Raw genomic sequence first — 11733 nt, 5'->3', positions numbered from 1 at the left:
GCGTCAGGCGGCGGACTTCACCGACGGGCGGCGGCTGGCGATGACCTTCTTCGCCAGCGAGCGCGGGCTGGTGAGGAAGCCGTACCCCCACGACATGTGCATGGTCGCCAGAGCCACCGGGATCTGCAGTCGCGCCTTCAGCGAGAGGCCCTTGCCCGCCGGGACCGAGCCGGCCGTGATCGCCGCGAGGTAGCCGGCGGGGACGACGAACGCCCACGGCGTCAGCGCGGCACCCGCGACGACGCCCGCGGCGATGGCGCAGAGCGCGGTCGGCGGCGCCAGGTAGCGCAGGTTGATCGAGCCGGCGTGATAGCGCGCGACGACGTGGCGCCAGCGGCCGTAGTCCTTGTACTGCTTGGCGAGCGCCCGTACGGACGGCCGCGGACGGTACTGGACCTTCAGCTCCGGCGAGAACCAGATCAGGCCGCCGGCCTCACGGATGCGGTAGTTCAACTCCCAGTCCTGGGCGCGGATGAACTCGATGTTGTAGCCGCCCTGCTGCTCCAGCGCCTCACGACGGAAGACGCCGAGGTACACGGTCTCCGCGGGGCCGGCCTGGCCACCGGTGTGGAAGGCCGCGTTGCCGACGCCGACCTTCGAGGTCATGGCGGCGGCGACCGCTTCCTCCCACGCGTTCTCGCCCTCGGCGTGCATGATGCCGCCGACGTTCTGCGCGCCGGTCTCCTCCAGCAGGCGCACGGCGGTCGCGATGTAGTTCGGCGAGAGCATGCCATGGCCGTCGACGCGCACCACGACGGGGTGGTGCGAAGCCTCGATGGCGGCGTTCAGCGCGGCCGGGGTGCGGCCGGTCGGGTTCGGCACGGTCTGGACCCGGGGGTCCTCCCGTACGAGTTCGGCGGCGATCTCGTCGGTGCGGTCCGTGGACGGTCCGAGCGCGATCACCACCTCCATCTCTCCGTCGTACTCCTGCTCGAGGATGTGGCGGACGGAGTTGCGCAGATGCCGCTCCTCGTTGAGGACCGGCATGATCACGGAGACAGCGGGCGTGGCGTTCATCGCCCGCCACGTTACCGCGAACGGGGGACCTCCAGGCGCGGCAGCCGGTGTCGCAGATCGTATGGGCCTACGGTGCGTGGGATCCCCTGTCGTCCGCGGAGGTGTCCTCTTGCCCCGACCGCCCCGACCGCCCGGGCCTCCCCGACAGCCCGGCCCGCGTCCTCGCCCCCGTCAGGAGCCGCAGCGCCGCGGCACCGACGGACGGCCCGCCGCGCGGCGGTCGGCACAGGGTGCGGGGCGGGGAGGACGGCCCGGGCAGAGGGCGGCCGGAGGCCGGGGAGACCGACCGGCGGCGCGGGACGGGCGCGGGACGCCGCCGCGCTGGGGCCGGCGGATCGTGACGTCGCTCTCGGTTCTGGTGCTGGGCGTGGGTGGCATCGGGCACGCCGTGATCACCAACCTTGAAACCGGGATCAACCGGATCGATCCGTTCCGGGACATGAAGAACCGCCCGGACGGCGGTCGCGGCATGAACATCCTCGTCGTCGGCACCGACGGCCGGGACAAGATCACGGCGGCGGAGAAGGAGAAGTACCGGCTCGGCGGCGCGCCCTGCAACTGCACCGACACGATCATGCTGGTGCATGTCTCGCAGGACCGGGAACGGGCCAGCGTGGTCAGCCTGCCACGGGACAGTTACGCGGAGATTCCCGAGCACACCGACAGCACCACCGGCAAGCACCACAAACCGCACCCCGTGAAACTGAACGCCGCCTACGCGGAGGGCGGCCCCGGTCTGACCGTGCGAACGGTCGAGCACATGACGAAGGTGAAGATCGACCACTACCTGGAGGTCGACTTCACCAGTTTCATGAAGACCGTGGACGTGGTGGGCGGCGTGGACATCTGCACCGCCAGGCCGCTGAAGGACTCGCACACCGGCCTGGACCTGCCGGTCGGCACGCACAGGCTGAGCGGCGGGGAGGCACTGCAGTACGTGCGCTCACGCCATGTCGACGGCGCCGCCGACCTGGGCAGGATGCAACGGCAGCAGCGCTTCCTGGCCGCCTTCGTCGACCGGGCGACCAGCAGCGGGGTCCTGCTCAACCCCGTCAGGTTCCGGAAGGTCACCTCGACCCTGCTCGGCTCGGTGCGCGCCGACAAGAACTTCGGCACCCCGGAGATCCTGGCCCTGCGCAAGGCCATGCGGGGCTTCACGCCGGCCTCCTCCGAGTTCACCTCCGTACCCATCGGGGACCCCGGGTTCCACGTCAAGGGCGTCGGCTCCACCGTGAAGTGGGACGACGCCAGGGCGAAGGAACTGTTCGGGCTGCTGCGTGAGGACAAGCCGCTCGCCCCGCACCGCCCGAAGCGCCCCAAGGCCACCGTCGTCGACGTCTCCCCCGAGCAGATCCATGTGCAGGTCTACAACGGGACGGACTCCGCGGGCCTCGGGGCCAAGGTGGACAAGGCCCTGCACGACCTGGGCTTCAACACCACGCGCGATCCGCAGGGCGGCGGCGACGGGCGGGTGAAGCGCACCTATGTGATGTACGACCCACGGTGGGACCGCTCGGCGAAGTCGCTCCAGGCGGCGCTGCCCGGCGCGGAGCTGCGCCCGGTGAAGGGCCAGGGGCAGACGCTGAAGGTGATGGCAGGAGCCGACTTCGAATCCGTCAACCCCGTGCGGGCCCAGGAGCCGCACCCCGGCAGGTTCGGCGCGGTGACGGGCGACCAGGTCGTCTGCCCCTGAGCGCGAGTGCCCTTGAGCCGCGAGTGCCCCCGAGCCGCGAGGCTCAGTCCTCCATGCCCTCGGCGGCGCGCTTCTCACGCAGCTCACGGATCGCCCGGCGCCTGGCCAGCCGGTGCGTACGCCGGATCTGCGCCTCCTGGTAGCGCCGCTGGTCCCGCTCGGTCTCGGGCACCACGTGCGGTACCGGCCGGGGCTTGCCGTCCGCGTCCACGGCCGCGAAGACCAGATAGGCGCTGCCGACCTGGGTCGCCGGCGTGGACTCGTTCCAGCGCTCGGCCAGGACCCGTACGCCGACCTCCATGGAGGACCGGCCGGTCCAGTTGACCTGTGCCTTCACATGGACCAGGTCGCCCACCCTGACCGGCTCCAGAAACACCATCTCGTCCATCGAGGCGGTGACCGCCGGCCCTTCCGAGTGCCGGCCCGCGACGGCTCCGGCGGCGTCGTCCACCAGTTTCATGATCACGCCGCCGTGCACGGTGCCGAGGAGGTTCGTGTCACTTCCGGTCATGATGTGGCTGAGGGTGGTACGGGATGCCGAAGTGGGCTTGCCCGGAATTTCGTCCTCCGGGCGCTGGGCCTGATCTGTCATGGCGTCCACCATATGCCGGGGCGGAAATGCATCAGCTTCGCTACAGCCCTGGTGCGATTCCCCACCCACCCTGTCTGGGTGGCCGCCGCGCCCTGCACACTGTTCCGCATGAATGACTGGCCCGATGGGTGGACCGACGAGCGCGGCAACGGCAATGCACGCGGCTACGGGCGCGGCAGCGCCGGTGCGCAGCCCGAGGGCGCGCGTGTCATGCGCCACGTCCAGCGCCCGGCCGCCCCGCAGCAGGGCGGGGTTCCCCCGCAGCAGCCCCGCGGTTACGACCAGGGGTACGCGGAGCCCGGCTACGACAGCGGCTACAACACGGGCCAGGTCTACAGCGGCGCGGGCCGCGGTGGCGGCGGCGTCCCTCCGCAGGGCAGACCGCCGCGGCAGCCGGGCCCCGCGCCCGACTGGCGGCGCAGGCTCAAGATCGGCTCGATCGTCGTGCTCGTGGCCGTGCTCGGCACGACCATCGGTACGTACTTCTGGGCCGACTCGAAGGTGCGCCGCGAGGTCGACCTCGCCAAGGTCATCGAACGGCCTGCGGAGGGTGACTGCACCACGTATCTGATCGTCGGCTCGGACAGCCGTGAGGGCATGTCCGCCGAGGAGAAGAAGAAGCTCCACACCGGTGACGCGGCGGGCAAGCGCACCGACTCGATGATGATTCTCGCGGCCTGCGGCAGCGGGAACACCATGGTGTCCCTGCCGCGCGACTCGGACGTGGAGATACCGTCCTTCATCGGGTCCGAGTCGGGCAAGAAGTTCCCGAACCAGGGCCGCAGGACCAAGCTGAACGCGGCCTACGCGGAGGACGGGCCCGAACTGCTCGTCCGCACCGTCGAGCACAACACCGGGCTGCGCATCGACCACTACGCCGAGATCGGCTTCGCGGGCTTCGCGAACATCGTGGACGCCCTCGGCGGTGTCGAGATGAACATCGAGAAGGGCTTCAAGGACAAGAAGTCCGGTGCCGACTTCCAGGCCGGCAAGCAGACCCTCGACGGGGAGCAGGCGCTGGCTTTCGTCCGCACCCGCTACGCCTTCGCCGAGTCGGACCTGGCGCGCACCAAGAACCAGCAGAAGTTCCTTTCTGCGCTGGCGAGCCAGGCGGCGACGCCCGGCACGATCCTCAACCCGTTCAAGCTGTACCCCGTGATGGGCGCGGGTCTGGACACCCTGATCGTCGACAAGGACATGTCGCTGTTCGACCTGGGCGAGATGTTCTTCGCGATGAAGGGCGTCACTGACGGCGAGGGCACGTCGCTCAACATGCCGACGTCGGGCAGTCGCGGCGGCAACCTGGTCTGGGACAAGGCGAAGGTGCAGCAGCTGGTCAAGCAGATCCAGAACGACGAGAAGGTCACCGTCACGGACAAGTGACGGCCTTGCCCTGGGGCCCGTATCGCGCTCGGCGCGGTGCGGGCCCTTCGGCGTCCGCGGACCGGGACCGGCCCTTTCCCTGTGACATCTTCCTGCCGATGCCCGACGGACCGCCCTGTCATCCTTGAGTTGTCAACGCGCGTAGGTGCAAGGTGAGTTGGACAAGCATGCTTGTCATGCCCATGTTTTGCCGACTGCTGTCCCGCCACTCCCAGGAGCCCCCATGTACCTGTGCAAGGCAGCAACCCGCCGACGCCTCACCACGGCGGCCCTCGTCGTCGCGACCGTCTCCGGTCTCGCCCTCACCTCGGTCCCCGCCGCCTCGGCCTCATCCCACGCGCCGAGGGCCGCGACCGACCGGGCCGGGCACGGTCCCGTCGGCCACGCCTTCGCGGAGGCCGCCGCCCGCCACGACGTCCCCCGCGATCTGCTCGTCGCCCTCGGCTGGAGCGAGACGCATCTCGACGGCCACAACGGCGCCCCGAGCCAGGCGAACGGGTTCGGCGTCATGCACCTCGCCGACAACCCCGGCAACCGCACACTGCGTGAGGCCGCCGCGCTCACGGGCCGACCGCTCTCCCTCCTGCGCACCGACACGGCTGCCAACATCCACGGCGCCGCCGCCGTCCTGCACTCCTACGCCGACGACCTCGGGCTGAGCGCTGCCGAGCGCCGTGACCCGAACGCCTGGTACCCGGCTGTTGCCCGCTACAGCGGCGCAGGCGAGCAGGCCGCCGCCCTGTACGCCGACAGCGTCTACGACGTCCTCGCGGGCGGCCTGCTCGCCCGGCCGGGCGGCACGCGCGGCACGGAGGAGGTCGTCGTCGTCGGGCGGCCGGTCAGCCCCGACAAGGGCGCGTACGCCGACGCGAGCGGTGCCTCGCTCGGCATCCAGAGCACCGACTACGGGCCGGCCCTGTGGGTACCGGCCTCGACGAGCAACTACACGGCCGGACGTTCGGCGGCCATCAACAAGGTCGTCGTCCACGTCACCCAGGGCTCGTACGCCGGAGCGATCAGCTGGTTCCAGAACCCCTCCGCGAACGTCAGCGCGCACTACGTGATCCGGTCCTCGGACGGTCAGATCACGCAGATGGTCCGCAACCGGGACACCGCCTGGCACGCCCGCTCCGCCAACTCCTCGTCCCTCGGCATCGAGCACGAGGGCTGGGTGGACAACCCGAGCTGGTTCACCGACTCGATGTACCGCTCGTCGGCGGCGCTCACCAAGCACCTGTGCGACACCTACGGCATACCCAAGGACCGGGCGCACGTCGTCGGTCACAACGAGCTCCCCGACAACGACCACACCGACCCCGGTCCGCACTGGAACTGGACCTACTACATGCAGCTGGTCGGCGGCACCTCCGGCAGCGTGGACGGCATCAGCTTCAGCTCGTACCCGACGCTTCAGTACGGTGCGACCGGCGCCCACGTCAAGGCGCTGCAGACGCTGCTGAAGTCGCAGTCCTTCGACCCTGGTGCGGTGGACGGTCAGTTCGGGCCGACGACCCTGAGCGCGGTGAAGGCCTTCCAGTCGTCGCGGAAGCTCACCGCGGACGGTGTGGTGGGCCGGAAGACCTGGACCGCGCTGCTCTCCGCCGGTGACCGGCCGACGCTCCGTCTCGGCAGCACGGGTGAGGCGGTCAAGCGGCTGCAGCGGGCGCTGACGGCCGCGCTCGGCAAGACCGTGGCCATCGACGGCAGCTTCGGCGCAGCCACCGACTCCGCGGTCCGCTCCTACCAGAGCAGCCGCGGCCTGGTGGTGGACGGCATCGTCGGCTCGGGCACCTGGACCGCCCTGCAGGCGGGCCGCTGACGCCCGCGCCCCGCCCCCGCCGGGGGCGGGGCGCACGCTGGGGTCAGCCGCCGGACGTGTACGTCACGAAGTCCGTCCACGCGTCGGTGGTGAAGCCCAGTTGCGGGCCGGGCACGTCCTTGGAGTCGCGGACGTGGACCGTGCCGGTGCCGGTCGCGACCTCGACGCAGTCCGGGCCGTCATTGGTGCTGTAGCTGCTCTTGAACCACTCGTGCGTGGACCCGCCTTTGATGGAGGGCTCCATGGTCATGATTCCCCCATCAGCTTCCGGACGCGTAGGTAAGGAAGTCTGTCCAGACGGCGGGCGTGAAACCCAGCTCGGGACCGGGCACGTTCTTGGAGTCGCGCACGTGCATGGCGGTAGGAGCAACCGCGACCTCGACGCACTCCGGGCCGTCGTTGCTGCTGTAGCTGCTCTTGAACCACTCCAGCGCGGAGCCATCTCCGACTGAGGTCTTGCGGGTCATCTCTCTCCCAGCGCTTTCTCGATGAAGGCCAGAGACTCTCGTGGGGTGAGAGCCTGCGCCCGGATGATTCCGTACCGCAGCTCGATGATCCGGACCTCCTTCGGGTCGGAGATCAGGCGGTTCGACAGCTGGCCTTCCCAGTGTGCCACTGCCGTACCGTCGTCGAACTTCAGCAGTTGGAACTGGCCACCCATGCCTGCGTGATCCTCACGATCCGTCGGCATCACCTGGATCTCCACATGCCGCAAGCGGCCGATTTCCAGTAGGTGTTCGAGCTGACGACGCGCAACCATTGCGCCCCCGAGCGGACGGGCGACCGTCACTTCTTCCAGTACGAATGTCAGCATCGTGAGGGGTTCGCGCTCAAAGATCTCCTGCCGTCCCACGCGACCCGCCACATGACGGTCGATCTGGTCAGCGCTGTACGAGGGCCGACGCATCTCGTACAGCGCGCGGGCGTACTCCTCGGTCTGGAGCAACCCGTGCAGGTTGTGGTTGCTGTACGCGCCGAGTTCGACCGCGTCGCGCTCAAGCTTCGCCAGGTCGCGGACCTTCTTCGGGTACCTCGCCTCCGCCACGTCCTTCTTCATCGCGGCCAACTTGCCGCCCGCGCCCAGGACCTCGTCCGCCTTGTCCAGGAACTCCGGCTTCGGAATCCGCTTGCCGACCTCGACCTTGTACACCTGGTTCTCGCCGTAACCGATCGCCGCGCCCAGCTCCGCCGCGCGCATGCCCGCGGCCTCCCGCCACAGCCTGACCTGGCGGCCGACCGCCGCGATCACCGCACCCGAGTCGTCGTCGTCCCACTCGACGTCCCGGTCCGACTCATCCGCGCACGCCTCTGCCATACGACACCGCCTCCACCCGTTTCCACGCTGCCTGGTCCGACGCCGTACCGGATGGACACGTCTTGAGCCGGGCCGGACAGTGACTGTCCGTACACGCGTCGCTCTGTTCAGCGTACGCGTGATCCGGCCACGCTGAGTGACGTGAATCAGGAAATCACCCGAACCGAAACCTCCGCTTATGCCCGGCAGTTCACCGTGCTGCTCTCCCCCACCCGCAGGGGAGCCCGGCTCGCGCGGCTGCTCACCACGGCCCAACTGACCTCCTGGGGCCTGCCGTCGGAAGCGGCCGCACAGATCGTCGCCGAACTGGCGAGCAACGCGGCGGTCCACGGCCGCGTGCCCGGCCGGGACTTCCGGCTCGAACTCGGCGTCGAGGCCGGCGGCAAGCGGCTGCGCATCGCCGTCACCGACACGCGTGGCGACCGCCTGCCGCGTACGTCCGCGAGCTCCACCGCCGACTCCGAGGGCGGACGCGGGCTGCTGATCGTCGCAGCGCTCGCCGACCGGTGGGACGTGACGCCCGGTCCGGCACCTCGAAAGACCGTCTGGGCGGAGCTTGATCTTGCTCCGTAGCCGGTCGGACCGGATCGCGGAGGGCCAGGACCCGGTGCTCCGCGACGCGGCGGCGCACGATGCATAAAGACCAAAGAAGGCTTTAAAGAAACGGGTAAACCCACCCACCCCACCCAACCCCGCCCCCTCACTCTCCCGGGTGACATCGTCCAATCTGGCTGGATTTACGGCGGGTTGGTGGGCATATGCTCGTGGCGACAACCCCAGACATGCGACGGCCCCCGGCCGGGACTGGCATCCCGATCGAGGGCCTGACCACCGAGGAAGTTCGGAGCTTCCCGATGGACACCCAGCAGGTTAGCGCGCCCTCGCGCGCCTCGTCCCGCGTTCCCGGCCGTGTCACCGCCTTCGGCGTGATCCACGTCAACGCGATCCACACCAACCGCTTCACGATCGTCGGCAACCACCTGGCCCAGCACGGGCAGTTGTCGCTCACCGCGATCGGGCTCGCCGTGCACATCCAGTCGCTGCCCGACGGGGCGAAAGTCGGCATCAAGGTGCTCACCGACCGTTTCCCGGAGAGCGAGGCCCGGATCGCCTCCGCCCTGCGGGAGCTGGAGGAACACCGCTACCTGACGCGCACGCCGGAGCGGCTGCCGGACGGCAGGGTCGTGACGCGGACGATCTCGTACAACCAACCGGACGCGGCCACCCCCGTCGCCCAGCCGCCACACCAGCCCCCGGTGCCCGCACCGGCCGGGCCACCGGCACCGGCACCGCAGCCCGCACCGGCCGGGCCACCGGCAGCGACCGCCCCCAGCCCCGTACCGCCACAGGTCCCGACGCCCGCACCCGAGCCCGCACCCGCACCCGCACCCGCACCGGCTCCCCCTCGTCCGCCGCTCCCCCAGCCGGACTCCCCCGACCTGGAGCGGCACCGCGTGGCCGCCGATCTCCTCGCCGGCCTGCGCCGCGACGAACCCCGGCTGCTCCTCGGCGAGCGCGATGTCCGCCGCCTCGCCCCGGCCGTCGCCGCCTGGCTGGAACGCGAGGCCACCCCCGACGCCGTACGTCGCGCCCTCACCGCCGACCTGCCCGAGCACCTGCGGCAACCCGCCGGATTCCTCGCCCACCGCCTCACCGCGCTTCTCCCGCCACCCCTCCCCGACCTTCCCGAGCCGGAAGTCATCCACCCCATGCAGGACTGCGAGGGCACGTGCACGCGCGTCTTCCGCGCCCCGGATGCAGGCCTCTGCCTCGACTGCCGACTCGAGGCTCAGGCCAAGGCCGACGCCGAGGCCCACGCCGAGGCCAAGGCCTTGGCGGAAGACCGAGCCGATGCCGAGGCCGCCTGACCGGCGCGGGACTGCCCCGCCCCCCACCCCACCAGACACCGGAGGAACCGTGAACGACGACATCCAGACCGCCCGCGCGCGTCAGTGCACCCAGGTCTACGGCGAACTCACCGACCTCGCCGACCGGCTCCAGTTGCTGGTCCGCCTGCCGAAGAGCGCCGACGCGCACGTCGGTTCGGCCCTTCACGCGGTCCGCTTCGCCGTCACCATGCTCTGGCCCACCACCCCGGACTCGCCTCCACCCGGCTACCGCCACGACAGCGCGTACCTGCTCGAAAGCGCCGCCCAGTGGCGCGAGGCGGCCCTGGAGATCGGCGAGTTCGCCGTCGAACGCCCGGCCCTTCGCATCGTGGGCGACGACACGACCCCCGCCTGACGCCCGGCGGTATCCACGCTCCGAGGGGAGACCGCCTCACCTCGGATGTCTGATGTGACTCGCCGTCACAAGTTGCCGTAGTCCTCGGCCAGTTCGCCGATAAGCGCCAGGAGGGCCTCGACTCGGTGACGGTCCTCACGCTGGTTGCGCAGAGCCTCATCGAGTGCCCGGAGCCGGGCCAGGGCGACCGGATCCCGGTCCCTCACCGCGTCGAGCACCGGCGTGGTGAGCAAGTCCAGGCATGCGGTGAACAGCAGCCTAGTGGCCGAGGCGACGGGAGCCGGGTCGGGGGCGGCGAAGCCGGTGGTGAGGTAGCGCACGGGATCCGTGAGACTCCAGCCGACGACGGTGCCGCGCTGGACGAGGAGCGCCACGTCGGGCGCGATGCCGATGCGGGCCTCCAACGGCTCGTCGAGGACGTCGAGGTCGCGCGGACAGGTCAGTGCGGAGTCCCCGGACGCACGGCAGAGCTCCGTGGTCGCCTCCAGGCGAAAGTCCCGGGCCTCGTCCGCACGAAGGCCGCCCGGGCGGATCGCGGGTGCAGCGGGAACACGGGCGGCGTCTTCGGAATCAGCCGCCTCGCCTGCGATTTGAAACTCGGCGCCGACCAGTTCCCGGTCCGCCGGCTTGAACCGGAGCTCATCGGGCGTGTCCCACAGCCACGGCTGGCTGCCGAAGGTGTCCAGAAGGAACTGCCCGCGTTCCTTGACATCCGTGTACGGCGCAACACGTACACGGAAGTCCCGTAAATCGAAACGTGGGGCGATGTGCAGCGGATCCCCCACCACGGTGGCGGTCCAGTTGTCGCCAATGGTGATTCTCATGGGCGGATGCCACCTCATCTGACCTGCCGCGAACTGGTGACCAAGGGTGCCACGGGTGGCTCGCTCATCCTCAGCACGGAGTACGGGATCGACTGCGGCCGGGGCCGAGCAGGTCAGCCGGGGGATGTGCAGGCAGGAGGACAGTCGGCCCCGTATCTCGAAGCGATGGTGGGAGTAGCCGTACGTCGCCTGCCGTTTGATGCCGCGCATCCGCGCGGCATCACACTCAAGATGGAGCGGCGATCCAAAAGGATGCACGCACTGGCGGGCCACGACAATCCGTTCGATCGACCCACTGGGCTCACCTAGAGTTGGCAACGTCCAAGAAGATCATGTGAAAAGCGTGGGAGTTTTTCTTGAAGCTGTCCCGGATCGCCTCGGCCGTCACCGTCGCCGCCATTGCTCCGGCCGTCCTCCTGGCGTCGCCCGCCCTCGCACAGGACACCACGCCGTCGGCGCCGTCCGCCCCCACCTCCCCCGACCAGTCCCTCTCCGGAGCGGACGAGCAGGCGGAGAAGGACCGGATCGAGATCCTGCGGATCATCGGCGCCGCCAAGCCCGGCTCCGTACTGGCCGAGGCGGGGAGCGCCGCCATCGACCAGGGTCCCGCCGCAATGCGTGAGTTCCTCGAGACCGGCCAGCACGTCGCCCGTGACCAGGACAACCGCATTCTCATCACCCAGATCATCAGCACCGGCGGCCGCGGTGTGCAGAAGGCCGGCCGCGCCGCGCTGGAAGGCACCCCCGCGGACCGCGTCGCCTTCCTCGAGACCGGGCAGCACACCGCCAGGGACGAGGACAACAAGGTCGAGATCGTCCGGCTCCTCAACGGCGCCGGACCCGCTC

Annotated in this window: 13 protein-coding genes; 7 read left to right on the top strand and 6 right to left on the bottom strand. The window is 70.1% G+C overall.

Annotated features, from left to right (window positions below; all coding sequences use genetic code 11):
* Positions 1-3: 3 nt before the first annotated feature.
* Positions 4-1017 (bottom strand): glycosyltransferase family 2 protein, encoded by a 1014-nt coding sequence (locus ACFYV1_RS32565; protein WP_389399245.1) that lies wholly within the window; start codon positions 1015-1017, stop codon positions 4-6.
* Between the two features lie 61 nt (positions 1018-1078).
* Between ACFYV1_RS32565 and ACFYV1_RS32560 the strand changes: the two genes are divergently transcribed.
* The gene (locus ACFYV1_RS32560) at positions 1079-2710 is read left to right on the top strand and encodes an LCP family protein (protein WP_389399244.1); all 1632 of its coding nucleotides are present in this window, start codon (positions 1079-1081) and stop codon (positions 2708-2710) included.
* Positions 2711-2753: 43 nt separating this feature from the next.
* Here the strand turns inward: ACFYV1_RS32560 and ACFYV1_RS32555 are convergent, their stop codons facing one another.
* Positions 2754-3302, bottom strand: a complete 549-nt coding sequence (locus ACFYV1_RS32555) for an acyl-CoA thioesterase (protein ID WP_389399243.1) — start codon at positions 3300-3302, stop codon at positions 2754-2756.
* Positions 3303-3410: 108 nt separating this feature from the next.
* On the opposite strand from ACFYV1_RS32555, the gene ACFYV1_RS32550 reads away from it, so the two are divergent.
* Both ACFYV1_RS32550 and ACFYV1_RS32545 read left to right on the top strand, forming a co-directional pair.
* The gene (locus ACFYV1_RS32550; protein ID WP_389399242.1) at positions 3411-4685 is read left to right on the top strand and encodes an LCP family protein; all 1275 of its coding nucleotides are present in this window, start codon (positions 3411-3413) and stop codon (positions 4683-4685) included.
* 223 nt (positions 4686-4908) lie between these two features.
* The gene (locus ACFYV1_RS32545) at positions 4909-6504 is read left to right on the top strand and encodes a peptidoglycan-binding protein (RefSeq protein ID WP_389399241.1); all 1596 of its coding nucleotides are present in this window, start codon (positions 4909-4911) and stop codon (positions 6502-6504) included.
* Between the two features lie 43 nt (positions 6505-6547).
* Here ACFYV1_RS32545 and ACFYV1_RS32540 read toward each other — a convergent pair whose 3' ends face one another.
* From ACFYV1_RS32540 to ACFYV1_RS32530, 3 genes are read right to left on the bottom strand one after another with little or no spacing between them, the layout of a single operon-like run.
* Positions 6548-6754, bottom strand: coding sequence for a DUF397 domain-containing protein (locus ACFYV1_RS32540; RefSeq protein ID WP_389399240.1), 207 nt, complete (start codon positions 6752-6754; stop codon positions 6548-6550).
* Between the two features lie 10 nt (positions 6755-6764).
* Positions 6765-6971: a DUF397 domain-containing protein gene (locus ACFYV1_RS32535; protein ID WP_389399239.1), complete on the bottom strand. Its 207-nt coding sequence runs from the start codon at positions 6969-6971 to the stop codon at positions 6765-6767.
* The gene (locus tag ACFYV1_RS32530; protein ID WP_389399238.1) at positions 6968-7819 is read right to left on the bottom strand and encodes a helix-turn-helix domain-containing protein; all 852 of its coding nucleotides are present in this window, start codon (positions 7817-7819) and stop codon (positions 6968-6970) included. Before ACFYV1_RS32530 ends, ACFYV1_RS32535 begins: the two co-directional genes overlap by 4 nt.
* A 141-nt stretch (positions 7820-7960) precedes the next feature.
* Here ACFYV1_RS32530 and ACFYV1_RS32525 point away from each other — a divergent pair, with 141 nt between their 5' ends.
* The 3 genes from ACFYV1_RS32525 to ACFYV1_RS32515 all read left to right on the top strand — a co-directional run bounded on the left by ACFYV1_RS32525 (position 7961) and on the right by ACFYV1_RS32515 (position 10063).
* Entirely contained in the window at positions 7961-8392 is a 432-nt protein-coding gene (locus ACFYV1_RS32525) for an ATP-binding protein (protein ID WP_389399237.1), read from the top strand.
* 281 nt (positions 8393-8673) lie between these two features.
* Complete coding sequence (locus ACFYV1_RS32520; RefSeq protein ID WP_389399236.1) at positions 8674-9687, top strand: helix-turn-helix domain-containing protein; 1014 nt, start codon at positions 8674-8676, stop codon at positions 9685-9687.
* Between the two features lie 49 nt (positions 9688-9736).
* Positions 9737-10063, top strand: coding sequence for a hypothetical protein (locus ACFYV1_RS32515; RefSeq protein ID WP_389399235.1), 327 nt, complete (start codon positions 9737-9739; stop codon positions 10061-10063).
* Between the two features lie 65 nt (positions 10064-10128).
* Here ACFYV1_RS32515 and ACFYV1_RS32510 read toward each other — a convergent pair whose 3' ends face one another.
* Positions 10129-10887: a hypothetical protein gene (locus tag ACFYV1_RS32510; protein ID WP_389399234.1), complete on the bottom strand. Its 759-nt coding sequence runs from the start codon at positions 10885-10887 to the stop codon at positions 10129-10131.
* A 356-nt stretch (positions 10888-11243) separates the two neighbouring features.
* Here ACFYV1_RS32510 and ACFYV1_RS32505 point away from each other — a divergent pair.
* Positions 11244-11733, top strand: a 490-nt coding sequence (locus ACFYV1_RS32505) for an ALF repeat-containing protein (RefSeq protein WP_389399233.1), incomplete at its 3' end; no start/stop codon positions are given.

It is taken from the genome of Streptomyces sp. NPDC003023, from assembly GCF_042888225.1.
Classification (GTDB): Bacteria; Actinomycetota; Actinomycetes; order Streptomycetales; family Streptomycetaceae; genus Streptomyces.
Note: the sequence above shows the minus strand (reverse complement) of the source record. Positions and strands in the feature narration are given on the sequence as shown.